Consider the following 24,408-nt stretch of genomic DNA (forward strand, 5'->3'; position numbering starts at 1 on the left):
CTTAGTTTCACATGTAACTATTTTGTTTCATATGTAACTATGTTTGGCGCCGCGTTTCAAGTCCGGATGATACCGGCAAGAACGGCCATCATGAAAGGTGGGAGGAGAGACCCTTGAAACAGTTGAAGTGCATTTCCATTCTGGCCGGCGTTGCCGCCACCGCGCTGACGGGCCTTGTCGCAACGGCCAGCGCCGACGAACTGGTGCTGTCATCCTGGCTGCCGCCGAAGCACCCGATCGTCACCGGCGTCATCCAGCCCTGGGCGGATCAGGTCGCCGAGGCCACGGAAGGCCGCGTAACGGTGCGCATCCTGCCAAAACCGGTCGGCTCGCCGCCGGAGCATTTTGACCTTGCCGCCGAAGGCATCGTCGACATCACCTACGGCCTGCATTCCTTCACCAAGGACGACCGGTTCCTGCGCTCGCGCATCGGCCAGTTCTCCTTCATCGCCGACACGGCAACCGAAGGCTCCAGGGCCTACTGGGACGTCTATGCCGGCACCATGGACGCGCAAGCCGAGCACCAGGGCACCAAGCTCCTGGGCCTTTGGGTGCATGGGCCGGGCATGTTCCACAACAACCAGCGCAAGATCGAGACCCCGGAAGACTTCTCCGGCCTGAAGGTGCGCACGCCGGGTGGTTACATCGCAGGCCTGGCTCAGGAACTCGACATCATCACCCAGTTCATGGGGCCGGGTGAAGTTTACGAAAAGCTCTCCCGCGGCGTGATTGACGGTGTCACCTTCCCGATGGAAGCCCTGCAGGCCTTCAATCTGACCGACCATGTCAAATACTCCATGCGTGTCCCGGGCGGCATCTACAACACCTCCTGGTTCATGGTCATGAACGAGGACATCTGGGACGGCATCTCCGCTGAAGACCAGGCCGCCATCGAAAAGGTTTCCGGTGCAGCGCTGGCCGAACTGGCAGGCTCGGTGTGGGACGGTGCCGACACGCGCGGCGCGGCCTATATCGCCGACAAGGACATCGAGGTTTACGATGCCCCTGCCCCGGTCCTGGCGGCCCTGAAGGAGCTGGCCACCAAACACGAAGCCACCTGGGCCGATGCGGTCCAGAAAACCGGCTTTGACGGCACGGCGGCCCTTGCCGAATTCCGCGGCAAGACCGGCATCAATCCCTGATCATGCTGCCGCGACCCAACGATAAGGCTCCGGGCCGGATTGCAAAGATCCGGCGCGGAGCGAGTTTCCTGCTCGGCCTGGCCTGTTTACTGGTCCTGGCCGGCCTGATCGCACTCACCTGTGTCGACGTCGTTGCCCGCTATGCCTTCAACAGTCCGGTCACCGGTGCTTACGAGCTCACCGAAATCCTGCTGGCCACACTGATCTTCCTGGCCCTGCCGCTGACAACAGCCGCAGGTGAACATATCGAGGTGGAACTGCTGGACGGTGTCAAAAGCAGCTTCCTGAAGCAGCTCGGAACGCTCGCCGCCGCCTTGTGCACCATCGGTGTCTTTGCCCTGATTGCCATGGAACTGCTCGAACATGCCGACAAGCTGCAACGCCGCGGCCGCGTGACGGATTCGCTGGAAATTCCGCTCTTCTATGTCGGCTGGCTTGGCGCTGCTTCCTTCGCCCTGTCGGCGCTGGCAGCCCTTTACTTCTTCACCAAACGTTTCCGGGAAAAGGCCTGAGCCCGTGCTTGAAGCTCTGATCGGATTTGGCGCCCTGTTCGCCCTCGTGCTGGTGCGCGTGCCCATTGCCATTGCCATGATCATCGTCGGCACCGCCGGTTTTGCCGCTTTGCGCAACTGGAATGCAGCGCTGAACCTGCTTGGAAATGCCGCGTTCGAGACCGGCCTGTCCTTCACCCTGTCGGTGATCCCGCTGTTCATCCTGATGGGCAACCTGCTCACCATTTCAGGCGTCAGCCAGTCCCTGTTTTCAACGGCACATCATTTGCTGCACCGGATGCGCGGCGGCCTCGCCATGGCCGCGATCGTCGCCTGTGGCGGCTTTTCCGCCGTCTGCGGCTCGTCGCTGGCAACGGCCGCGACCATGTCAAAGGTCGCCATGCCGTCCATGCGCAAGGCAGGTTATGCCGACAGTCTGGCCACGGGCTCGATTGCCGCCGGTGGTACACTCGGCATCCTGATCCCGCCGAGCGTCATCCTGATCATCTACGGGCTTCTGACCGAAGCCGATATCGGCAAGCTCTTCATCGCCGGCATCATTCCGGGCCTGCTCGGCGTTGTCTTCTATCTCGCGGCCGTCTACCTCACCGTCCTCCTGAAACCGGATCTCGCCCCACAAGGCGCAGAGGACCGGAAGCTGGAGCGCAAGGATGTCTGGGGCGTGCTCTCCGTGCTGGGCCTTTTTGCCGTGATCATGATCGGCATCTATGGCGGCTTCTTCACACCGACCGAAGCCGCCGGCATCGGCGCGGCCGCTGCCTTTGTCATTGCGCTGGTTTCAGGCGGGCTGACGTGGCAGAAACTCTATACTGCCGGTCTCAACTGCGCCCGCACCACGGCCATGATCTTCGCGATCATCATCGGCGCGGAGGTCTTTTCCAACTTCATCAGCTATGCCGGTGTCCCCGATGCCCTTCTGACCTTTGTCCAGTCGCTCGACGTCAACGCCTATGTCGTGATCCTGGTGCTGGTGCTGATCTATGTGGTTCTGGGGGCCGTCCTGGAAAGCCTCTCCATGATCCTGCTCACCGTTCCGGTGTTCTTCCCGCTGGTGACCTCGCTCGACTTCGGCGGCGGCCTTCTGGCAGATCCGGAGATGGTGCTGATCTGGTTCGGCATTGTGGTGGTCGTGGTCACCGAGATCAGCCTGATCTCGCCGCCGATCGGGCTCAATGTCTTCGTGCTGCGGTCGGTTCTGACAGATGTGCCGCTTCGAACCATGTTCGCCGGTATCCTGCCCTTCTGGCTGGCCGACATCCTGCGGCTCGGTCTCCTGATTGCCGTGCCGGCGCTGTCCCTGATGCTGATCTGACCGGAGAGCCAGCCGCAGCCTCAAAGCCGCGGCTGGTCCTTCAGGAGCTTGCGATTGATTTTGCCCGACACCGTCAATGGCATCTCGGCCAGGAAGCGCACATCCTGAGGCACATAGAAGGGTGGACATCTTTCCGCGACAGCGGCCTTGATCGCAGCGGCCGCCGCATCGCCGGCGGCCTCCGCAACCACATAGGCGACCAGGGACTTCTGGCCCTGATTTTCTTCCGCAACCACCACCACGTCCCGGATGCCTTCAGCCGAGCGAATGGCGGCCTCGATTTCCCCAAGCTCGATGCGGACACCGCTGATCTTCACCTGGAAATCGTTGCGGCCGAGATACATGATCTCGCCGTCGGGACGGAAATAGGCAAGATCGCCGGTGCGATAGAGCCGCCGATGCGGTGCGTCCTCGACAGGACAGGGGATGAAGCGTTCCGCAGTCAGATCGTCCCGGTTCCAGTAGCCCCTCGCCAGCTGAACCCCGCCGATGTGAAGCTCACCCGGAACACCGACCGGGACCGGCTGGTCATATTCGTCCAGCACATAGAGACCGGTATTGGTCACCGGCTTGCCAATCGGAATGCTGTGATCGCCGGACGTGCGCGGGCAGGCAAAATAGCTGACATCGACCGCCGCTTCCGTCGGGCCATAAAGATTGTGGACCTCGACGCTGTCGCTCGCCTTTTCGTAAAAGGCCTGGACCAGATCGAAGCCGAGCGCTTCGCCGGAGCAGAACAGCTTCTTGATCTGGAGTTCGTCGAGAGACGGCGCCAGCAGGAACAGCCGCAGCATCGACGGCACGAAGTGCAGATGCGTGACGCCGGACTGCTTGATCTCGCGTTTCAGATAGCGGATCGACATGTGACCGCCCGGGATCGCCACCACCAGGGTCGAGCCGACGGCAAAGGGCCAGAGGAATTCCCAGACCGACACATCGAACGTATAGGGTGTCTTCTGAAGGACCCTGTCTTCCGGGTCCAGGCCATATTCCTCATGCATCCAGACAACCCGGTTGTGGATCGCCTCATGTTCGACAATCACGCCTTTCGGCTTTCCGGTCGAACCGGATGTGTAGATCATGTAGGCAAGGTCCCCGGGGGCGATCTCCAGGCCCAGATTGCCGGTTTCAAACTCTGGCGCGGCATCGCCGCCCTCCGGCAGGACAATCACCTCGGCGACATCTGTTTCGATCTTGTCCGCAAGATGCGCCTGGGTCAGAACGGCAACCGGCTTGCAATCCTCGATGATCTCCGTCAAGCGGCCGGACGGATCTTCAGTGTTGAGCGGCACATAGGCACCGCCGGCCTTGATCGTCGCCCAGAGCCCGATCACCATTTCCAGGCTCCGGTCCATGAAAAGCGCGACAAACCTGTCGGGACCAACGCCCTTCTCGCGTAACAGACGCGCCAGACGGTTTACCCGGGCATTGAACTCGGCGTAGCTGAGCGTCGCCTCCTTGAAGATCAGCGCGGGGTGATCCGGGGTTGCCGCAGCGGCCCGCTCCATCATCGCGACGAGACCGCCGTGATAGCCATAATGGCGGTCTGTCGCATTCCAGGTCTCGACGACCGTCTTGCGCTCATCCGCCGACATGATCGGCTGATGCACCAGCGGTGTTGCCGGGTTGTTTGCCAGACCGGCCGCGAGGGCCGTCAACCGTTCGAACAGGAGATCGAGCAAGCCTGTCTCAAGGCTCGCCGGATGAACAAGCGTGAGGCTGCCATCGGCCGAGATTTGAAGCTCCAGTGCCGCAACGATTTCCTGTGCCGAACGAGACCCTGCACTGACCAAGAACGGTAACGGGGCCCCTGCGGGAAGCTCTGGCAAGCCGGAAAGCCCAGTGGCCGCACCAAAGCCGCTGCGGGTCACTTCCGACAACACCTCGGCGAAGGTTTTTTCCGCGGTGAGCCCGGCTTCAAAAACCCCACTGTCCTGACCATCCGGGTTCACTTGTGCCAGCGCCAGGACGGCAACGCGGTTTTCGCTCAGTCGAGCGGCGAAAACGGCAAAGACGGCAAGTGCAATTTCAGCCGGAGCAGCGTCTTCAAAGGCTGCATCCAGCGCCCGGAGGGCTTCCGCCCAGGCTTCCGGGCTGCGGGTCTCCCGCGAGCTGTCTGACACACTGTCAGGTCCGGTCAGTCCAAGGTCTCCGGCTTGCGTGAACTCTACCTCCAGCTGGTGCGCCGTCGCCATTGTCTCGACCAAATCAGATTGCGTCATGCCACAAGCCTCTGTGTTTTCGGGGCGCCCGGAAGACCGGTCGACCAGCTTCCTATCGGTCAATTTACCTAAGGATATTTTGTCCCTGTATAGGGTTGAAAACTTAAGAGGAAAATAAGGGCGCCGGGAGGTTGTCTGCCAAGTTCCCGAGTCCTAGCGACCGGACCCCAAGAACGTTCACCGTCAAATTTTTCACGGACAAACCGTTGTCGCACCAGACCTGACGCGACACATTGCGTTTGGGAAACAAGACACTGTGGCGTCATCCGGTTTCGGAACGCAAAGGCAGGAGAGATCGGACTTGACGAAGATAACGATCCTTGATGGCGGCATGGGCCAGGAATTGGTCCACCGCACTGGACGCACACCCACAGGGCTCTGGTCCTGCGAATTGATGATGGAACGCCCCGATCTGGTCAGTGCCATCCATGACGATTTTTTCGCCGCCGGCGCGGATGTCGCGACGGTGAACAGCTATACGCTTCATCGCGACCGCCTGCGCCCGGCCGGCCTGGAAGACCAGTTCGAACAGCTGCATAAGCTGGCCTGCGACCTCGCACGGCAATCGCAGCAGGCGCACGGTTCCGGACTCATTGCGGGCTGTCTCGGTCCGCTCGGCTGGTCCTACAGCCATGACGGCGCTCCGTCGGAGACCGCTTCCACTGCACTCTACGAAGAGATATGCCGGCTCCAGGAAGACAAGGTCGATCTTTTTGTGATCGAGACGATTGCCTCGCTGTCACAGGCACGGGCGTCGCTGTCGGCGGCACAACAATTCGGCAAACCGGTCTGGATCGGGCTCACGGTGGACGATCAGAATGGCAAAGAGCTGCGCTCCGGTGAACCGCTGGATATCGTCTTGAAAGAGCTTGAAAGGTTCGAACCCGATGCGGTGCTGCTCAACTGCTCTGTGCCGGAAGCCATTACCACCGGACTGGGCATTTTGGGCCAGTCGGGCTTCAGAACCGGCGCTTACGCCAATGGGTTCACCGCGATCAAACCCGAATTCCTGAAAAAAGGCAGCAGCGTCTCCAACCTGTCCGCCCGAACCGATCTGACGCCGAGCGCTTATGCCGACCATGCCACCACGTGGATCGATCTTGGTGCAACCATCATCGGCGGTTGCTGCGAGGTTGGGCCTGAGCATATTGCCGAGCTTTCACGTCGGTTCGCGAAGGCGACGGCAAGTGATACCGGTGCTGCCCACCATTGAAGCGGTGATACAGGCCCGGTCCTGAGGGGCGTTCTGCAGTCGTCGGACGCAAAGCTGCTCCGGTAACTCTGCCTCAGCCACAAACAAAAAAGAGCCCGCACAATGCGCGGGCCCCTTGATTGAAGGCTCAGTGGCAGGCGGGGCGGTCGCCCGGCAAAAGCACCTTGTCGATCACGTGAATGACGCCATTGTCCGCCTGAATATCGGCGATGATGACATTTGCGCTGGCGCCGCTGCCATCGGCAACCTGAACACCGTCGCCCGACCGGGTGATGCAGGTGCGTTCGCTGGTGAGAAGCGGCTTGAAATAGTTGGAACCGACCGGAATGTCACTCGCCGTCAGTTTGCGATCATCGACATGATAAAGAAGGACGTTGGTCAACTGGTCCTTGTTTTCCGGTTTCAGCAAGGTCTCAACAGTGCCTTCCGGCAGAGCGGCAAAGGCATCGTTGACGGGAGCAAATACCGTGAACGGACCAGGCCCCTGCAAGGCATCCTGAAGTCCGGCAGCCTGCACGGCAGCAACAAGGGTGCTGAACCGGTCATCGCCAGCGGCAATGTCAACGATCGTGTTGGCCTTGGCGGCGCCAGCCAAAAGGCAGAAAGAAGTTGTAAGGGCAAGCAGGCTCTTTTTCATGTCGATTACTCCTATTTCGACGAACTATGCTGATCGGTACGGAGTAATTCGGCAAACAGATGATGAAATATCGATTTTCCTTCGGAATAAATCTTACGACAGTTAAACCGTTGATCCCGGAAAATCGTGCTCCACGCGCGCGGACGCCACCAGCCGTGTGAAAACGACCAGCAGCGGCGACAAAGCCCCCCGGCCGAACGGTCCTGAGTGCTGTTTCAACAATCAAAAGGACTCGGAGACACCCCGCGTCCTTTCCAGGGCAGGCTGCAAAAACCGGCGTCAGAGCTGCGTCGGATTTGGGGCATCGCCATAGACTTCGACCGGGTCAAAGGCCTTTTCCTGTTCAGTAAAGCGCAACTCGACCGAACCGCCTTCGACCTCAACCGGGACCGCGCGATAGAAGCAGGAACGGTAGCCGACATGACAGCTGGCACCGCCATCAACGGCGACACGGAGCCAGACGGCGTCCTGATCGTCGTCGATGCGCATCTCCTCCACTTTTTGCACCAATCCGCTGGTCGCCCCCTTGTGCCAGAGCACCTTGCGGCTACGGCTCCAGTAGTGGGCCTCCCCGGTCCTGATGGTCTGCCTCAGAGCCTCCTTGTTCATGCCCCCCATCATCAGAACCTCGCCGGACGAAGCGTCAGTTGTGACGACCGGTATGAGGCCATTTTCATCGAACTTTGGTGCAAGCTGTTTGCCTTCTTCCACCTGCTCGATGGAAACACGCTGCGCGAAGGGAATGGATTCATTCATCAGACCTCTCCTTTCAGGGAACTGGAAATGGAAGACAGAAAGTCGCGGCGCAGATCCGGGTCGGTCTGGAATTCCCCGAGAAGGCGGCGTGTCAGCATGGAAACACCTGGTTTCCTGATGCCTCGTGTGGTCATGCACATGTGCGCTGCCTCAATAACAACAGCAACGCCGCGGGGCCGCAGCACGTCCTGAATGGTATCGGCAATCTGGGATGTCAGCGTCTCCTGGATCTGTAGACGTTTGGCAAAAACCTCCACGACCCGCGCCAGCTTGCTGATGCCGACAACACGATTGGCGGGCAGATAGGCGATATGGACCTTGCCGATGATCGGGACCACATGATGCTCGCAGTGGCTCTCCAACCGCATGTTTCGGAGCACAATCAAATCGTTGTAATCATTGGTTTCTTCAAAGGTTCTGGCCAGCAGCTCCGCTGGATCGATCGTATATCCCTCGAAAAACTCTTCATAGGCCCGAACGACACGGGCCGGTGTGTCGACAAGCCCCTCCCGGTCCGGATCATCGCCCGTCCATTCCAGCAGGATGCGGACGGCTGCTTCTGCGTCCGCACGCGACGGACGCAGGCCGTGTTCCTTCCTGTACTCTGCCATGGCTGTAACAGTCGCAGCGTAATTCATTGTCCTAGAGACCTCCGTCAGAAAAATTCCGGCAGAGATGCAACGTTATAACATATCAGTCAATCATCGTTTTGACGTGCGACGTCTACGGCATCCAGCACCTTCGCGAGCCGGTCCTCTGAAGCCGGGCGATTTCCCGTGGGAAAACCGGCGCGGTTATCACCTTGATTTGACCACAGTACGTTATAACATTACCTAGTAACGTGAGGCCTGCAGGTCAGGTCCCGGTAACCGGCACTTCAACTGTGAACCGAATGATTTGTTCACCCAAGCAGATTCAGGAACAAGAATTGGAACGGAATTTTGGTCAGATTGCTCACGCCCGCGAAGCGTCCGGCTTCGATGAAGCTCGCACGGCTTTGACCCGGTGGACTGAGGCCGTCACATCCAACCGGATCGAGATGGTTCTCACGCTTTATGCAGAGGACGCCGTCCTGGTGCCAACCTTGTCCAACGAGATCCACGTCACGGAAGCTGGGCGCCGCAGTTACTTCGAGTTCTTTTTGTCCCGGCAGGTGCTCGGTTGCACCGTCGGGCAGGAAATTGTCCGGGCAGATCCAGCGCACGGCACTGTCGCAATCGGCGGCATCTACACATTCTCGTTTCGGACGGAAGATGGGGGTGCGGAAGCCGTACCCGCCCGCTTCCTGTTCACCTATGCACAGATCGACGGGCACTGGCTGATCACAGGCCATCATTCATCGCGCTGTGTGTGAGACACGCCATGAGTGCCCCGGCTGCAAAAGACCAACCAGCAACCAAGACTGCGCCTGATATGCTTTTTCCCAATCGCATACCCGTTTTTTTGCTCAGCGGTTTTCTGGGCTCCGGAAAATCGACGCTGTTAAACGCCTTTTTGAACGATCCGGCAGTCAGAGACACTGCCATTATCATCAATGAATTCGGCGACGTACCCGTCGATCATCTGCTGATCCGCCAAGGCGAAACCGCTATTCAGCAGGTATCAACCGGCTGCCTGTGCTGCGTGGGCACGACAAATCTCCAACAAACGTTGTCCGACTTGAAAACCGCCGCAGACAGCGGTCGGACCCATGGCTTCTCGCGCGTGATCGTGGAAATGAGCGGGCTGGGCGACCCGGCACCGTTGGTCAATGCCCTCACTTCCGGCACGCGCCCTGACAGCCCGCTTCAGGATGAAGACCAGCGCGCGGTCTTCTATCTGGCAGGCGTTGTGACCCTCTTCGACGTCGTCGCCGGGGTGAACTCTGTTGAGCATCATTTTGAAGCCGTGAAACAGATCGCGTTCGCAGATCGCATCGTCTTGACGAAAACGGATCTTGCCCAGAACAGCAATCCGTCATTCGACAGCTTTCCGCTCATCCGAGACCTTCGCACACTCAACGCCGGTGCAGAGGTCTTTGACCGGTGCACCGCCGATCTCGCCGCCCTTTTTGAGCCCCGGCCTTACGCCACAGTCGAGCGCGGTGAAGATGTCGTTGGGTGGCTCGCCCTGGAGAGCGCGCTGGCGCAGGACCCCGGACATGGTGCGACGCCAGTAACGGCAAACCCGGCGGCTCGGCATGGCACCGGCATTCGCACGTTCAGTCTGGTCAGGGACTTTCCTCTCTCCGGAGACCGGCTGCAGCGCTTTTTGACGCTTCTGCAAGGGTCTGCAGGCCAGCGCCTGTTGCGGGTCAAGGGGATTGTTGCGACGGCGGATGCACCCAACGAGCCGATGATCATTCATACGGTCCAGCAAGTTCTGTCCGCCCCCGTCCGCCTGCCGGCCTGGCCTGACGCGGATCGGCGCACGCGGCTCGTTTTCATTACGGACGGCATAGACCCCGAGCCGGTCAAAGAGCTCTTCAGCGCCGTAATCGACTCCGAGCCAAGCTCTTTCACAAAGTTTCTCAAGTCTGCAGCGGGTGACTTCGTTGCAGCGTTTTCGCAAGCTTTCTCAACACTTAGCCGCTTGTCCCGGAGGTCAAAATGACTGAATTGAAAAAGACGCCTGTCACCGTACTCACAGGGTATCTGGGCGCGGGCAAAACAACCCTGCTCAATCGCATCCTGACGGAAAATCACGGTAAACGGTACGCGGTCATCGTCAACGAGTTCGGCGAGGTCGGCATAGACAACGACCTTGTCGTCGATTCCGACGAAGAAGTCTTCGAAATGAACAACGGCTGCATCTGCTGTACGGTGCGCGGGGATCTCATCCGCATCATCGATGGACTGATGAAACGGCGAAACCATTTCGACGCGATCCTGATCGAGACCACGGGATTGGCCGATCCGGCGCCCGTCGCCCAGACCTTTTTCGTCGATGACGATGTGCAGTCCAAGACCAGCCTTGATGCAATCGTCACCGTCGTCGACGCCAAACACCTGCTCGACGAGATCGACAAGGCCCACGAGGCCCAAGAGCAACTGGCCTTCGCCGACATCGTTCTTCTCAACAAGACCGACCTGGTGACCGAGAACCAGCTTGCAAATGTCGAGCAGCGCATTCGCGGGATCAATCCGACGGCAATCATCCACCGCAGCGAGCGCTGCCAGGTACCGCTGGACAATATCCTCGGGCGCAATGCCTTCGACCTGGACCGAGTGCTGGAGAACGAACCCGAATTCCTGGACCACCATCATCATCACCATCATGATGATCATGTCTCGAGTTTCTCGCTGCTCAGCGACGAGCCGCTTGATCCGCAGCGCTTCTTTCCGTGGATCCAGACGATTGCCCAGGAACACGGTCCCGACATGCTGCGCATGAAGGGCATTATCGCCTTTCCGGGCGACGATGATCGGTTTGTCATGCAGGGCGTCCACATGTTGCTGGAAGGTGACCATCAGCGCCCGTGGAAAGAGCATGAAGCCCGCACCACAAGGATCGTCTTTATCGGTCGCAACCTGCCCCGGGAAGCGATTGAAAACGGCTTCAGGCAATGCGTCGCAGAAACTCAGGTAGCGGCCGAATGAGCGCATTCGTCAATCCGCTGGCGCCAAAGTTCACACGGCTGAAAGCCAAGTCAACGGAGATCAAGGGTTGGGTCCGGGAACTTCTGGCGCTCCCGGAAGACACGCCGGTCACTGTGTCTGAACTGGCCTGCCGGGACGACGGCTGCCCGGACATCGAAACCGTAATCGGCATACTCGAACCGGACAATCCGATCGCGACGATCCGCGTTCACTGCCCGATGAGCGAAGTGACCAGGGAAAACATCGTCGAAGCGGTGCCGCCGCGCGGCAGGGCTGAAGACCACTAACGGCCAGGCACCGTCACCTCTGACGATAAAGTCGGCAGACAGCACACACTTCTAGGCTCCCTCGGGAACCCTTTGCCTGATTGCCCGGGCTGTTCTTTCTGCTGACTCAAGCGCACCTTCCAGAAAACCCCCGAAGGTCGGTGCAGTCTCGGTGGATGCGAAATGCAGCCCACCCGTGCCGAGCGTCTGCAGGCCGGCCGGCAGACCATAGTCGGGGTGGCCTCCAGCCGGAGTCATGTCCTGGGACCGCGCAATTTCCGGCACCTTTGCCCAGTCCTGCAGCACGAGATCCAGGGGCTCGGCCATTGCGGGGCCGAAAAGGTCCACCAGCTGGGATCGCGCAAGATCCATCAACTGCGCCTCGTGTGCCGCCCGGACCTGCGCCGGAACGCCGACAAAACCGAACAGCGCGTAGGGGCCTCCTTTCACCGGCGAAGCATCATGGATTTCCACCATCGGCCCGTGATGGCTCATGGCATCCCCCGACATTCCCGCCATCCGCCAGTGGGGTTCGTCATAGACAGCCAGGATCTTGGCCTGCCCGGCCATCCAGGTCGGGATTGCGCGCAGGTCCGCCACCAGCCCTTCCTCAAGCGCGGGCTCAAAGGACACCGTCTCGGCGATCACCCGCGGGGGAAGCGCGAGCACAACGTCCCGTGCCTCGATCGTCCTGGGTAAACCATGTTGCAGGATTGAAGCCGTGTGACCACGCTCTCGAGGGGCCAGCGCGGTCAATCGGGTGTTTGTCCAAACGTTTTCAGGTGCCAGGACGCCGCCAAGCGCTTCGATCAACCGGCCCATGCCCCCTTCCAGACGGTAAGAGCCCTGCATGGACGCAAAACCGCGGCCGCGCTGAACGGCACCGCTTTGGTCCTGATAAACGAGATCGCCCGTTGCAAATTGTTCGAAGACCGGGATTCCGAACCGGTCCGCCAAGGCCGCCATGCGCGGTTGACCGGGCCAGAACCAGGCCGGACCAAGGTCGAAAGCGCCGCCGGAGAGGTTCCTGGTCAGGATACGTCCCCCAAGCCAGTCCTGTGCCTCGACGACCAGGTGATCAACACCTTCGCGCGTCAGCTGATCGGCGAGCGCCAGACCGGACAGGCCCCCGCCGACAACCAGCACATCCGTTTTCATCAGAACGCCTCCCCCATCGGCCTGAGGTCAAGCTCGTGGGTCCAGGTGGAACCGGGCTGGTCGGCGAGCGCCAGATAGGCCTTTGCAATGTCTTCCGGTTGCATCATCCGTGCGGGGTCCAATGCGTGCAGAGCGCGGCTTGCGGCCGTGTCCACGATCCCGTCCAGGATCACGTGAACCACGTGTATGCCTTTGGGCCCGTATTCGCGCGCCAAAGACTGGGTCAGGGCGCGCAGGCCGGCCTTGGCAGAGGCAAATGCGGCAAAGTTCCGGCCGCCACGCAGGCTGGCGGTGGCCCCCGAGACAATGAACGTGCCGCCGCCTGCTGCCACCATGCCCGGCAAGACGCCACGTGCAAGATTGACTGCCGACAGGACCATCGACCGCCAGGTGGCTTCGAAGTCGGCATTGGAGGTGTTTTCAAAGTCGGAGATCACCAGCTTTGCGGTGTTGTGCACCACAAGTCTTGGCGCGCCATGTGCCCGAAGAAGCTCCGACAGCACATGCGCCGTTGCAGAGGCATCGGTCAGATCGAGTGCCTGTGTGGTTTCAACCGTCCCGTCCGGCACGGAGCGGTTAAGACCGACCGCATGATACCCGCTGTCATTGAAGGTACGGACCAGGCACTGGCCAAGGCCGGCTCCGGCGCCGGCAACAAGAGCGAAGGGATGTGTCATCTCAGTCTCCGATTTGCGGGGCGGTCTGCGGTTCTGCCAGGTGCCCCGATTTCACCCAAAGACGCGCCCCGGCCTCACCCGCCACAGCCTTCAGTGGGCTGCCGGGTGGCAGTCGCAGCCAGGAATTGGCCTGAAAGGTTTCACCGCCTTCCACAAAGCTGCCCTTGATCACCAGCGCTTCGAACCCGTCATGGGCCGCAATGGAGATTTCGGCCCCTGGCTCCCAGAGCTCGATACGCACCCGCTCGCGCGCATCTTCAAACAGCGGAATTTCCGAAACCCCGCCCCCCACCGGTCTGGGGGGCTCCCTGTTGGTGTCAATCGTGACCTGCTGGCGATCCTCCATGTCGAACTGCCAGAGCTTCACAAAGATCGTTGCACCCGGTGCCGAGCTTGGCGTGTGGGACGAAGTCGGCGGATTGCGCACATATGTGCCAACTGGAAAGTCGCCATGTTCGTCCTGAAAGACGCCGTCCAGCACCAGATACTCCTCACCGCCGGTATGCGTGTGCGCTGAGAACGCGCTGCCGGGCGCATACCGCACAATCGTTGTTGCCCGCGCAACCTCGCCGCCCACACGGTCCAGCATTCTGCGGTCCACCCCTTTCATGGGCGAGGCGATCCAGGGCTCCTGATCCGCATGAACTGCGGCCCGCCGGTCGAAATTCGCATTGAGTTCCATCTGTCTGCCTTTCCCTCCCCGCAGCCTTTTCATTGCTGCAAGGTCTCCGGTTCACTCTGTGACCTTGCTGTTGTGTTTCGCCCAGCGCCGAGCCGGTCAGGAGGGCCGTCGCCAGCCTTCCCATTGTGCATGCACCGGAGCCTGCTCCTTCACCATTTGCTCATTCACATAGGCCTCGGATCGCCCGGGACCCGTCCCATCATCAGCAAATTTTCTATCTATCGATAGATATTTAATTAGGAGTTGCCCCGAGACAAGTCAAGAACTATCTATCACTCGATAGATCGGAGAGAGCCATGTCGTTGACGATGAAGGAAAAAATACTGGCGGCCGCGGAAAAGCGTGTTCGCAAGGCAGGTTTTGCAGAAATGAGTTTCCGTGACCTGGCAAGCGATGTCGGCATCAAGAGCGCCAGCGTGCACTATCATTTCCCGACCAAACACACGCTCGGCGAAGCTCTTGTCGACCGCTACGCAAAGAACTTTCAGGCTGCCCTGGAAGATCTCGACACCGGCACGCTCCGCGCTGCCCTGAACGGTTTTGTCGGCCTTTATGCCAATGCATTGGTGCTGACGGAAGCCATCTGTCTTTGCGCCGTCATGGGCGCCGAAGCCAATGGTTTGCCGGAAGACATAAACCGCAAGACGGCGGCGTTCTTCAAGGCCAACAGGGTCTGGCTTGAAGCCCTGCTTGAAAAACACGGCATTGATCGCGCAGGCGACAAGGCCCTCACGCTTGTTGCCGCCCTGGAAGGGGGCATGATCATCGCGTCGGCCTCCAACGACAAGACACTGTTCGATAAGGTTGCGGAGACCGCACTCCAGGCAACGATTGGAAGCCACACAAGCAAATCCTGACCACACGTCCCCCTCATTGTGAGCGGACTGTTCTCAACGAAACGGCAGAGTTCAGCAAATACGCAGCTGATCCCGTTCGAAACGTCCAGGACGGGAAGTCAGGTGAAAAGATCCAAAAGGCCGATGGACGCTTAGCTCCATTCGCTTGGAGGCGCGGTCGACTCGCGGATCACCAGGGAGCCACGGATCGCGTAGTCGGTCGTGAACCCTGTTTCGGAAAGCACCCTTTCGAGCGCGCCGGAAGCAAGGTCCTCGATCGGCTGGCGCAGCGTTGTCAGCCGTGGAACCACCAGTGACGCCATCGCGATATCGTCGAAGCCGATCACCGAAACATCCTGCGGCACATGCACGCCGAGGTCCCGGGCGCATCTCAGAACACCGATGGCCTGTTGATCACAGGAGGTCGCGATCGCGGTAATCCGTCCGCCCTTGCGCACGGATAGCAGAATCTCTCGCCCGATCGCCTCTCCTGTCTCGGAGTCGAACGGGCCCGACTGCATGGTCAGGTCAATCGGGTCTTCGGGACGTGAAAGCGCCTCGACACGGGCCACGAAACCGTCGCGGCGCTGCCGGGCAACCTCCGTCTCGAGCGGCCCAGCAATATAAGCCATGTGCCTGTGTCCAAGACCATGCAGGTGTTCGGCCAGCATGCCCGAGCCGTGCCACTGATCTGTCGTCACCAGCGGGTAGCTGCCATAGCGCCGATCGACGGAGACGATGGGAATGTCCGAGCTGAAAGGCAGGCTGGCGTCAGAAGTCGAGACCACGATGATGCCGGAGATCGAGCGGTCATACATCGCCTTGATCTGCTTGCGCTCGATGGCCGGGTCCTCATGGGAGTTGGACAGCATCACCATGATCCCGCGCAGAGCGGCTTCCATCTCGATATGTTTTGCAAGCTGGGCGAAAAACGGATTGGTAATGTCAGGCACGATCAGGCCGACGACATCCTCGCCGAGGTTCCTGGCCGAACCGGCTTCTGGGTCTGCATCGTATTCCAGTTCATGCATAGCCTGTACCACCTGCCGATGCAGCGTTCCGGAACAAGAACGTCATCTGTGGGAACCTGACCCGGTCTCATGCATTTGGTCGCGTTCAAATGCATGATGACGCTAGACACTTAACTTAAAGTGATAGGCAATCAAGATCCCGATAAGGCCGGGCTTTCAATCCTGACAATTCTGACAGGCCGCCAGGCAGCGCCGGACTGGTCCGGCTGTTGAGAGGTGCCCCGGATCCTGCAAAAAAGGTCTTTTTCAGAAGGCCTGTTTCCTCTTGGCCGGCCCCGCCTATTTCCTTAAGTCCCGAGAAGCAAACCTCCGAGACCGCCATGACGATGCTCCCTGCCCTACCCTATGCCAACTGGTCCGACAGCAAGGACACGTTGCATCTCTTCTTGCAGATTATTGGCAAGATCCGCCTCAAGGCGCATCCCAAGATGAACCACTGGTGGCATGTCACGCTCTATCCGCATGTTCGCGGATTGACCACAGGACGGGTCCCTTACGGGAAGAGCGGCTTCGAAATTCTCTATGACATGCTCGATCACCGCGTGTCGATCAGCCTGAACGACGGCCGACAGGCGGCTTTTGATGTGGCGGGCCTGACCGTCGCTGAATTCCACGATGCCCTGTTCAAACGTCTCGAAACACTTGGCGTGGCAGTGAAAATCGTTGGCGTGCCCTATGACAACAAGTCGAAAGTGCCTTTTGCCGAGGACACCGCACCCAGGCCCTACGACGCGGCAGCCATTTCAGACTTCTGGCGGGCGCTCTGCTCCATTGCCGGCATCTTTGAAAACTACCGGTCCGGTTTTGTCGGCAAGCAGACACCGGTTCAGCTCTACTGGCATTCGTTCGATCTGGTCGTCACCCGGTTCTCCGGACGGGCCCACCCGCTTGAAAGCGGCACCCAGTCGGACAGGGAGGCCTATTCCCACGAGGTCATCTCGATCGGCTTCTGGCCCGGCGACGACAGCTTCCCCGAGGCCGCCTTTTACGGTTATGCCTATCCCGAACCTGATGGCCTCAACCAGGTTGCCCTGGCACCGCCAGAGGCTTTCTGGGCCGAGAAGAATGGTGGCGCACTGGCTATCCTGAAATACGAGGACGCGCGAACAAGCGACAATCCGTCCGCGAGCATCCTGGCGTTCTTGAACAGCCTCTATGACGGAGCCGCGATGAAGGCGAACTGGCCTGTGGCAGAGCTGAGACACGATCACGTTTGAGAATGTCCATTGTGCCGCTTGAAGCAACTGGATGACACGGTATGTTGCACCACACCAGACAGAGAGCGACCAGTCCATTGAACACCGGCCCCATCAGCGATCACGACCTCGAAGCCATGCGGCGGCGCTGTGACGCGGCACTACCTGGACCCTGGATTTCTTTTGTTGAAGGGCGTGACCATACCAGCGGCAGTGACTTCATCAGGACCGGAGAGGGGGACACACGTGGCCCGGATCTTGAAATACCAGGTGCCACGCATGCGGATCAGGATTTCATTGCACACGCCCGCCAGGATATTCCGCGCCTTCTGGCCGAAATCGATCGTCTGAAAAACGAACTCCGGATGCTCCAACCTTGATTTTAGGGCAGTCCAACCGGCACGTTTTCGCTCAAACGTTCCGGAGTGTCCAGGCGGCCATTTCGGCAAACACCCGGTCGGCGGAGGCGTTCATCGCTGCCACCGCCTTGTCGACCGATGTGCTACCGGAAGGGGTTTCGGCGCGAAACACCTTGGTCGCGACCGTGCGGCCGTTGCGATCGTTGACGACACGGGCGGAGATCTCGACGAGGCCGCGGTCCGTACCATCGACCCGGAGCTCGAAGGCCCGGATTTCGGTCTGCAGCTGGTAATCGATCAGGAGACCGTCGCCGGGTACGCCGACGCCGCGCAGGCGGCCAGTGTTCTGCAGGGTTTCCACCAGCTTCAGCTGGACCACATTGGGCAGCGTGTCCGCCCAGGCGCTTTCCGGGAAATAGCTGTAGACCGGTCCCCTGTCGACAACTGCGATATAAGTGGTATCGAGCGCTTTCAGCGCACGCGGCGCGGCAACCAGCACCTGAACCCGGCTGGATCGGCCGGCAAGACCTCCGACATCGGCCGCTGCGATGCTGTAATAGGCGGAGGGCGTGTTGCTGGCACAGCCGGAGACCAGCACGCCGAACCCGAGCGCTCCGAGAACGCCCCGGCGGGTCATGTCTGTCGGTGTCTTCGTCATGCGTCCCAGCCCTTAGCCATCGTCTTTTACCTGCGCCGCCCGCCTGAATAGGTCGGCACGTCCTCTCCACCGAAAATCACCCGGTTCGGACTGCGTTCGAAACTTTCAGCAGCGCGCTGGATCGAGATCAGCGTGCGGTTGACCTGCGCCAGAGCTGCCGTGAAATCGGCAGATCCTTGCGTCGCGAACTTGGAAAGTCCGCCGGCAATCGAATCCGCCCTGCTTTCAAAGGCAACCGCGATCTTGCGGATCGCCTGGGCCGCCAGGGTCGCTTCCTTGATCAGGCCTTCGCCGTCCCCATCGACCATGGTCGAGACCTTCTCCACCAGGCTCTCGACCCTCACGGAGGTTGCATTCAGCGTCGCGGTCATCTGCTTGGCATCGGTGATGATCTGATCGACATCCGGCGTGCGCTTCTCCAGGTTTGCCGTCATCTGCTGAACATTGTCGGCCGCCTTGCGTGCGCTCTGCAGGATCGCCGGAATGCCGTCTTCCGGATTGGCAAGACCGGAGGCCGCGGTTTCGACCGAACCGACAATATTCGCGACTTTCTCCGGATCAACCGCCTTCATGAGATCATTGGCCGTTTCCAGCGTTGTCGAGAACCGTTCTGCTGCGGCCTGAACATCCGTGATCAGCGCCGCGATCCGGTCATCCTGCCCCCGTACGGTCGCGGAGACAGCTTCAAAATTCTGTACCGTCGACTTGGTGGAGGCGATGATCTCGTTGATCTGGGTCTGCTGATTGTTGAAGTTGTCGACGATGCTGGAAACGTTGTCGACAGTCTGACCAATCTGGTCCGGGTCAACACTTGCCAGGATCTCATCGACACGCAGCAGGGAGGCGTTCATGCCTTCCGTGAAGACTGAAACGTTGTTGACCACCTGATCGATTTGAAGCGGATCGATCGCAGCGGCAATTTCGACGCCCCGTGTCATGATTGTGTCGACCTTGGCCACCACATCGCGGCTGCCTTCCAGGATCTCCACGACCGTGCCTTCCCGCTGCTGCACGACTTCGACGATCTGATTGACATTCTGCATGGTTTCGCTGGTTGCCGTGACCAGCTTGTCGATGTCGCCGGACCGTTTTTCAAGCACATCGCCCAGCGCGGCAGCCCCCGCCATGACCTTCTCGATGTCTTCCGGCTTCACAGCGTCAACAATCTTGTGCACGTTGTCGAGACCGGCATTCAGGTTCTTGGTGAAGGTCTCCAGTTCCTTGGCCGCATTCTGGGCGTCGGCCACAAGCAGATCGATATCCTTGCTGGCATTGCCGAGGCTTTGCGAGAACTTGCTCAGATCGTCAACGATCGCCGTCACCTTGTCGGACGGAACCGCAGCCAGAAGACGTTCACCTTGATCAACCAGTTTCTCAAGGCGTCCCGACAGGCTGGAGAAGGATTCAGAGGCCTTGCCGATACTCGCCATGAAATCCTTGACGCCGTCGGAGTTGGCGGCAAGCGCGCCGGAGAAGGTTTCGACATTCTGGACGATTTCGGTGATCGCCGGCTCGTTGTCCTTCAGAAGGTCATCGATGGTCTTCATCGTCGAATCGGCGCGTTTCAGAACGTCACGCGCTCCATCGACAATGTCGTCAAAGAAGGACCGTTCGGCCTCGATGACAGGCACCTTGCCGTCCTCCCGCCCCAGAAGCAGCGGGGAATCGGATGTGCCGCCGGTCAGGTCCACATAGGCGACGCCGGTCAGGCCGGTGAAATTCAGGGTCGCCTTGGTATCTTCGCGCAGCGGTGTCGATGGCCGGATACTGACCGTGGCGACGACCTTGGTCGGGTCGCCGGGGGCAAAGTCCAGCGACTTGACGTCGCCGACCTTGATGCCGTTGAACAGCACCTGCCCCCCGACCGGCAATCCGGTCACCGGACCGGGGTAGAGGATTTTCAGTTCCACGTTCTGGCGCGACTCGGCAGAGACAGCCTTCCAGTAAACAAACCCGAACGCACCGAACAGGATGGCAACCATGAAAGCGCCGATCAGAATGTAGCTTGCCCGGGTTTCCATTCAGTCAGTCCAACCTATACTCGGCGCAGTGCCCGCTCTCCGCGGAAGTATGACGTGATCCATGGATCATCGTTTTTCATCATATCGTCCAGTGTTCCGATCGCCAGAACACGCTTTTTCCCAAGAACAGCAATGCGATCGCAGATGGAATGCAGGCTGTCGAGGTCATGGGTGACCATATAAACGGTCAATCCGAGAGTCGAACTCAGGTTTGCAATCAGCGAATCAAAAGCAGCCGCCCCGATCGGGTCCAGACCGGACGTCGGCTCGTCCAGAAACACCAAATCCGGATCAAGTGCAAGAGCGCGGGCCAGGCTGGCACGCTTGACCATGCCGCCGGAGAGTTCCGATGGCAGTTTGTCTGCGGCATCCTGGGGCAGACCGACCAGTTCAAGCTTCAGTCCCGCCAGTTCGTCCATCAGCTGCGGCGACAGCTTCAGGTGCTCGCGCATCGGCACCTGGATGTTCTGTTTGACCGTCAGTGATGAAAACAGCGCACCTTGCTGGAACAGGACACCCCAACGGCGCTCGATGGCCTTGCGTTCCTTGTCGTTCGCCGTGGATAGATCGTGCCCGAACACCGAGATCAGTCCCGTCCGTTTGGGCGTGAGGCCCAGGATTGTACGCATCAGAACGGATTTGCCCGTTCCCGAGCCGCCGACGAAGCCAAGAACCTCTCCGCGGCGAACGTCCAGGTCCAGATCCTGCAGGATGATCTTCGAGCCGAAACCGACGGTGATGTCGCGGACGGACAGCACGTAATCGGCATCTTCACCGGTTGAAACGGTGGTTTTGACGCTGGTGTCGGGTGCGCGCATCTTCATAAATCCGGTCACACTCCAATGGCCGCGAAGAACATGGCGAAGAAACCGTCCACCACGATGACCAGGAAAATGGCCTTGACCACGGACATGGTCGTATGGCGCCCGAGCGATTCAGAGGACCCTTCAACCTTCAGACCTTCCACACAGGCAATCAGGCCGATGATCAGGGCCATGAACGGTGCCTTGACCAGGCCGACCACCAGCGTATCGATGGTGATCGCTGCCTGAAGCTGGGTCAGAAAGGCCGCCGGCGGTATGTCGAGATAGACCCAGGTCACGATACCCGATCCGAAAAGCGCCGCCATATCGGCAATGAAGGTCAGGATGGGCAAGGCAATCATCAGCGCCAGAATGCGCGGCAGCACCAGCACTTCGGTCACGTTGAGACCGATCACATGGAGAGCGTCGACCTCCTCCTGCATGCGCATGGCCCCGAGTTCCGCCGTAAAGGCCGACCCGGACCGGCCGGCCACCATGATGGCCGTCAGGATGACGCCGATTTCGCGCAGCACCAGGATACCGGCCAGGTCGACAACATAGATGTCCGCCCCGAATTGCCGGAGATAAAAACCACCCTGCTGGGAAATGATCGCACCGATCAGGAAACTCATCAGCGCCACGATCGGCACCGCCCCGATGCAGCTGCGTTCGAATTGCACGGCAATGGAAATGCTGCGCAGGCGCTTGGGGTGCAACAATACCGTAGACAGAACCAGACCGAGCGAGCCCAGAATATGCAGCATGGCCATGGCGTCTTTGTAGACGTCCACCATCTGGCGGCCGGTCGTTTCCAGGAAACCGACAATGGAAAAGCCGCTGCGGTCCGGTTTCCAGCTCGGCGGGTGATGCCGTTCGATCTCGTCAAACAGCGTCTGGCGCACGGGCGTGACACCCGTCAGCCCGACGCGTCGTCCCTTGAACTCCAGCCGGCCGCGCGTGCGGTGGATCAGCCAGGCGCCGCTCGTATCCAGATGATCGATGCCCGAGACGTCGATACAGGTCAGTTGGTCCCGGGCCACATTCAGCTCGGCAAGGTCTCTTTCGGCCTCACCAATGGTGCTGACGGTCCAGTCGCCGGAAAGGGCCAGAAGCTGATGCTCGGCACCGTCCGCCTCTAACGCAATCGTCGGTGCCGTGTTTTTCTCCAAGAATGCCATTCCGGCTGGCTGCCCTCTTGCCGCTGGTTCGTCATCCCTCGTATACCTGATGGAGAAGTTTAACGTCCAGCAGCCACTTGAAAGCTTTGTCCATGGAAATTGCCCGTCCTTACCTTTTGTTCCTCGGTGACGTTCCCGATGCCCTAGCGGCAAAAACCGCCATCGGCATCGTCGATTGGCGCAGGGACTGGTGTCTCGGGCAGGTGCGGCTTGATGGCTGCGCCGCCGACACCGGCCTGCCGGACACAAGTATTTCAGACGGAGCCGCTGCCGGCGCCCGGACCCTTGTCATCGGCGCCGTCAATGCCGGCGGCCAGCTTCCGGACCATTGGGTCGATTCGATCGTGGCTGCGCTCAGGGCCGGGCTCGACGTCGCCTCGGGTCTTCATGTGCGCCTGGCCAGCATTCCTGCAATCAGGGCGGCGGCGGAAGAAAATGGCCGCCAGCTCCACGACGTACGCCACAACACGGAAACCTTCGCCACCGGCAAGGGCACCAAGCGGCCGGGCAAGCGCATCCTGGCCGTCGGCACCGATTGTTCGGTCGGCAAGAAATACACCGCGCTTGCCATGGACAAGGCCATGAACGAGCGTGGCTACAAGAGTTCCTTCTGTGCAACCGGTCAGACCGGTGTGTTCATTTCCGGCCGGGGCATCTCTCTGGACGCCGTCATCGCCGACTTCATTTCCGGCGCCGCGGAATGGCTTTCCCCGGCAACTGAAGACGACCACTGGCAGATCATCGAGGGACAAGGCTCGCTGTTTCACCCGTCCTTTGCCGGTGTCACCCTTGGTCTTTTGCACGGCTCTCAGCCGGACGGGTTCATTGTCTGCCACGAACCGACACGCACCAGGATGCGTGGTGTGGAGACCCCGTTGCCGACAATCCAGCAGGTGATCGACATGACCGTCCAGTGCGGCCAACTGACCAATCCGGACATCCGCTGCGTCGGCATCGCCGTCAACACTGCCGCGCTCGACGATGACGAGGCGCTCGCCTATCTCGCCAAGGTCGGCGAAAAACACGGCCTGCCGGCGACCGACCCGGTCCGCTACGGCATGGACGCCATTGTCGACAAGGTCTCCGCGGAGTTTGGTGCCCCATGAGCCTTGCCGTCAGCATCGAAGCGCAGCGCTTCGAAATCGCGGGCGGTTTCAAGATCTCCCGTGAAACCCGCACCCATGCGCAGGTCGTTGTGGTGAGCCTGGAGGACGGCACGCATAAGGGCCACGGCGAATGTGTGCCCTACCCGCGTTACGGCGAGACGCTTGAAAGTGTTCAGACACAGATTGAAGAAGTTGCTGAACTTCTGAAAGAAGGCCTGACGCGGGAGAAGCTGCTGCGCCTCATGCCGGCCGGAGCGGCCCGAAACGCCGTCGATTGCGCGCTGTGGGACCTGGAGGCCAAACGCTCTGGCAAACGCGCCGCGGATCTGGCCGGTTCCGGCCTGCTCAAGCCGGTGACGACGGCCTTCACAATCAGCGTCGACACACCTGATGTCATGGCGGAGAAAACCCGCGCGGCCGCCCATCGGCCATTGCTCAAGGTCAAGCTGGCAGGTCCGGGCGATGATAAGCGCATTGCCGCTGTACGCGCAGCAGCGCCCGACAGCACGCTGATTGTCGATGCCAACGAAGCCTGGGACGATACCTGCTTTCAGATCAACATGACGGCCTGCGAAGCCGCAGGTGTTGCCCTGATCGAACAGCCGCTGCCATCAAAGAACGACGGACTGCTGGCCGGACTGGACCGAAAGGTCACCATCTGTGCGGACGAAAGCCTGCATCCGGGAAAGAGCATTGACGGCCTTGCGGAGAAATATGATGCGGTCAACATCAAGCTCGACAAGGCGGGTGGCCTGACGGCAGCGCTGAAACTGGTCGAAGACGCGAAGGCGCAGGATCTGAAGGTGATGGTCGGTTGCATGCTCGGCACGTCCCTGGCCATGGCCCCCGCTGTGGTGATCGCGCAGACTGCCGATTATGTCGATCTCGACGGCCCATTGCTTCTGGCCGAGGACCGCAGCCCGGGGCTGCGCTTTGAGGGCAGCACGCTTTATCCGCCGGAGCCGGAGCTCTGGGGGTAACCCCGACCCATCAGCGCCTTCGGCAAGGACCAGAGACCATCACACACACCACCTCATCCTGAGGAGGGCCGTCAGGCCCGTCTCG

The 24,408-nt window shown here is 60.1% G+C and carries 25 protein-coding genes; 13 read left to right on the forward strand and 12 right to left on the reverse strand.

Annotated features, from left to right (window positions below; genetic code table 11):
- Nucleotides 1-113: 113 nt before the first annotated feature.
- Genes CHH27_RS10265 through CHH27_RS10275 form a run of 3 tightly spaced genes read left to right on the forward strand, consistent with a single transcriptional unit; the run spans nucleotide 114 to nucleotide 2,966 of the window.
- Nucleotides 114-1,142, forward strand: coding sequence for a TRAP transporter substrate-binding protein (locus tag CHH27_RS10265; RefSeq protein WP_094071501.1), 1,029 nt, complete (start codon nucleotides 114-116; stop codon nucleotides 1,140-1,142).
- Between the two features lie 2 nt (nucleotides 1,143-1,144).
- Nucleotides 1,145-1,654, forward strand: a complete 510-nt coding sequence (locus CHH27_RS10270; RefSeq protein WP_094071502.1) for a TRAP transporter small permease — start codon at nucleotides 1,145-1,147, stop codon at nucleotides 1,652-1,654.
- Nucleotides 1,655-1,658: 4 nt separating this feature from the next.
- The gene (locus CHH27_RS10275; RefSeq protein WP_094071503.1) at nucleotides 1,659-2,966 is read left to right on the forward strand and encodes a TRAP transporter large permease; all 1,308 of its coding nucleotides are present in this window, start codon (nucleotides 1,659-1,661) and stop codon (nucleotides 2,964-2,966) included.
- A 20-nt stretch (nucleotides 2,967-2,986) separates the two neighbouring features.
- Here the strand turns inward: CHH27_RS10275 and CHH27_RS10280 are convergent, their stop codons facing one another.
- Complete coding sequence (locus CHH27_RS10280) at nucleotides 2,987-5,188, reverse strand: amino acid adenylation domain-containing protein (protein WP_094071504.1); 2,202 nt, start codon at nucleotides 5,186-5,188, stop codon at nucleotides 2,987-2,989.
- Between the two features lie 301 nt (nucleotides 5,189-5,489).
- On the opposite strand from CHH27_RS10280, the gene CHH27_RS10285 reads away from it, so the two are divergent.
- Nucleotides 5,490-6,401, forward strand: a complete 912-nt coding sequence (locus CHH27_RS10285; RefSeq protein WP_094071505.1) for a homocysteine S-methyltransferase family protein — start codon at nucleotides 5,490-5,492, stop codon at nucleotides 6,399-6,401.
- Between the two features lie 127 nt (nucleotides 6,402-6,528).
- Here CHH27_RS10285 and CHH27_RS10290 read toward each other — a convergent pair whose 3' ends face one another.
- The 3 genes from CHH27_RS10290 to folE form a co-directional block, all read right to left on the reverse strand.
- Nucleotides 6,529-7,038, reverse strand: coding sequence for a fasciclin domain-containing protein (locus tag CHH27_RS10290; RefSeq protein WP_094071506.1), 510 nt, complete (start codon nucleotides 7,036-7,038; stop codon nucleotides 6,529-6,531).
- Nucleotides 7,039-7,317: 279 nt separating this feature from the next.
- Nucleotides 7,318-7,794, reverse strand: a complete 477-nt coding sequence (hisI, locus tag CHH27_RS10295) for a phosphoribosyl-AMP cyclohydrolase (protein ID WP_094071507.1) — start codon at nucleotides 7,792-7,794, stop codon at nucleotides 7,318-7,320.
- Complete coding sequence (folE, locus tag CHH27_RS10300; RefSeq protein WP_094071508.1) at nucleotides 7,794-8,432, reverse strand: GTP cyclohydrolase I FolE; 639 nt, start codon at nucleotides 8,430-8,432, stop codon at nucleotides 7,794-7,796. Before folE ends, hisI begins: the two co-directional genes overlap by 1 nt.
- 290 nt (nucleotides 8,433-8,722) lie before the next feature.
- Between folE and CHH27_RS10305 the strand changes: the two genes are divergently transcribed.
- From CHH27_RS10305 to CHH27_RS10320, 4 genes are read left to right on the forward strand one after another with little or no spacing between them, the layout of a single operon-like run.
- Nucleotides 8,723-9,148 carry a nuclear transport factor 2 family protein gene (locus tag CHH27_RS10305; protein WP_157738846.1) on the forward strand — a complete coding sequence of 142 codons (426 nt, stop codon included), beginning with the start codon at nucleotides 8,723-8,725 and terminating at the stop codon, nucleotides 9,146-9,148.
- Between the two features lie 8 nt (nucleotides 9,149-9,156).
- On the forward strand, nucleotides 9,157-10,386 hold the full coding sequence (locus CHH27_RS10310; protein WP_094071510.1) for a GTP-binding protein: 1,230 nt from the start codon (nucleotides 9,157-9,159) through the stop codon (nucleotides 10,384-10,386).
- Nucleotides 10,383-11,372: a GTP-binding protein gene (locus CHH27_RS10315; protein ID WP_094071511.1), complete on the forward strand. Its 990-nt coding sequence runs from the start codon at nucleotides 10,383-10,385 to the stop codon at nucleotides 11,370-11,372. The genes CHH27_RS10310 and CHH27_RS10315 overlap by 4 nt, the downstream gene beginning before the upstream one ends.
- Complete coding sequence (locus CHH27_RS10320; protein ID WP_094071512.1) at nucleotides 11,369-11,659, forward strand: hypothetical protein; 291 nt, start codon at nucleotides 11,369-11,371, stop codon at nucleotides 11,657-11,659. Before CHH27_RS10315 ends, CHH27_RS10320 begins: the two co-directional genes overlap by 4 nt.
- A 51-nt stretch (nucleotides 11,660-11,710) precedes the next feature.
- Here CHH27_RS10320 and CHH27_RS10325 read toward each other — a convergent pair whose 3' ends face one another.
- Genes CHH27_RS10325 through CHH27_RS10335 form a run of 3 tightly spaced genes read right to left on the reverse strand, consistent with a single transcriptional unit; the run spans nucleotide 11,711 to nucleotide 14,155 of the window.
- Nucleotides 11,711-12,796 carry an FAD-dependent oxidoreductase gene (locus CHH27_RS10325; protein WP_094071513.1) on the reverse strand — a complete coding sequence of 362 codons (1,086 nt, stop codon included), beginning with the start codon at nucleotides 12,794-12,796 and terminating at the stop codon, nucleotides 11,711-11,713.
- Nucleotides 12,796-13,473: an SDR family NAD(P)-dependent oxidoreductase gene (locus CHH27_RS10330; protein ID WP_094071514.1), complete on the reverse strand. Its 678-nt coding sequence runs from the start codon at nucleotides 13,471-13,473 to the stop codon at nucleotides 12,796-12,798. Before CHH27_RS10330 ends, CHH27_RS10325 begins: the two co-directional genes overlap by 1 nt.
- Before the next feature lies 1 nt (nucleotide 13,474).
- Nucleotides 13,475-14,155, reverse strand: a complete 681-nt coding sequence (locus CHH27_RS10335; protein WP_094074656.1) for a cupin domain-containing protein — start codon at nucleotides 14,153-14,155, stop codon at nucleotides 13,475-13,477.
- A 296-nt stretch (nucleotides 14,156-14,451) separates the two neighbouring features.
- Between CHH27_RS10335 and CHH27_RS10340 the strand changes: the two genes are divergently transcribed.
- Nucleotides 14,452-15,012: a TetR/AcrR family transcriptional regulator gene (locus tag CHH27_RS10340; RefSeq protein ID WP_094071515.1), complete on the forward strand. Its 561-nt coding sequence runs from the start codon at nucleotides 14,452-14,454 to the stop codon at nucleotides 15,010-15,012.
- Nucleotides 15,013-15,143: 131 nt separating this feature from the next.
- Here the strand turns inward: CHH27_RS10340 and CHH27_RS10345 are convergent, their stop codons facing one another.
- Complete coding sequence (locus tag CHH27_RS10345; protein WP_094071516.1) at nucleotides 15,144-16,022, reverse strand: LacI family DNA-binding transcriptional regulator; 879 nt, start codon at nucleotides 16,020-16,022, stop codon at nucleotides 15,144-15,146.
- Between the two features lie 320 nt (nucleotides 16,023-16,342).
- Here CHH27_RS10345 and CHH27_RS10350 point away from each other — a divergent pair, with 320 nt between their 5' ends.
- The gene (locus CHH27_RS10350; RefSeq protein WP_094071517.1) at nucleotides 16,343-17,239 is read left to right on the forward strand and encodes a DUF5996 family protein; all 897 of its coding nucleotides are present in this window, start codon (nucleotides 16,343-16,345) and stop codon (nucleotides 17,237-17,239) included.
- 41 nt (nucleotides 17,240-17,280) lie between these two features.
- Nucleotides 17,281-17,598: a hypothetical protein gene (locus tag CHH27_RS10355; RefSeq protein ID WP_198338390.1), complete on the forward strand. Its 318-nt coding sequence runs from the start codon at nucleotides 17,281-17,283 to the stop codon at nucleotides 17,596-17,598.
- Nucleotides 17,599-17,629: 31 nt separating this feature from the next.
- Here the strand turns inward: CHH27_RS10355 and CHH27_RS10360 are convergent, their stop codons facing one another.
- From CHH27_RS10360 to CHH27_RS10375, 4 genes are read right to left on the reverse strand one after another with little or no spacing between them, the layout of a single operon-like run.
- The gene (locus tag CHH27_RS10360) at nucleotides 17,630-18,235 is read right to left on the reverse strand and encodes an ABC-type transport auxiliary lipoprotein family protein (RefSeq protein WP_094071518.1); all 606 of its coding nucleotides are present in this window, start codon (nucleotides 18,233-18,235) and stop codon (nucleotides 17,630-17,632) included.
- A 26-nt stretch (nucleotides 18,236-18,261) separates the two neighbouring features.
- Nucleotides 18,262-20,256 carry an MlaD family protein gene (locus CHH27_RS10365; protein WP_094071519.1) on the reverse strand — a complete coding sequence of 665 codons (1,995 nt, stop codon included), beginning with the start codon at nucleotides 20,254-20,256 and terminating at the stop codon, nucleotides 18,262-18,264.
- Between the two features lie 14 nt (nucleotides 20,257-20,270).
- Complete coding sequence (locus CHH27_RS10370) at nucleotides 20,271-21,074, reverse strand: ABC transporter ATP-binding protein (RefSeq protein WP_094074658.1); 804 nt, start codon at nucleotides 21,072-21,074, stop codon at nucleotides 20,271-20,273.
- A 14-nt stretch (nucleotides 21,075-21,088) separates the two neighbouring features.
- Complete coding sequence (locus CHH27_RS10375) at nucleotides 21,089-22,237, reverse strand: ABC transporter permease (RefSeq protein WP_094071520.1); 1,149 nt, start codon at nucleotides 22,235-22,237, stop codon at nucleotides 21,089-21,091.
- Between the two features lie 92 nt (nucleotides 22,238-22,329).
- Between CHH27_RS10375 and dgcN the strand changes: the two genes are divergently transcribed.
- A complete protein-coding gene (gene dgcN / locus CHH27_RS10380) occupies nucleotides 22,330-23,343 on the forward strand; it encodes an N-acetyltransferase DgcN (RefSeq protein WP_094071521.1) in 1,014 nt (337 codons plus the stop codon).
- A complete protein-coding gene (gene dgcA, locus CHH27_RS10385; protein WP_094071522.1) occupies nucleotides 23,340-24,323 on the forward strand; it encodes an N-acetyl-D-Glu racemase DgcA in 984 nt (327 codons plus the stop codon). Before dgcN ends, dgcA begins: the two co-directional genes overlap by 4 nt.
- Nucleotides 24,324-24,408 lie beyond the last annotated feature (85 nt).

Source organism: Labrenzia sp. VG12, assembly GCF_002237595.1.
Taxonomy (GTDB): domain Bacteria; phylum Pseudomonadota; class Alphaproteobacteria; order Rhizobiales; family Stappiaceae; genus Roseibium.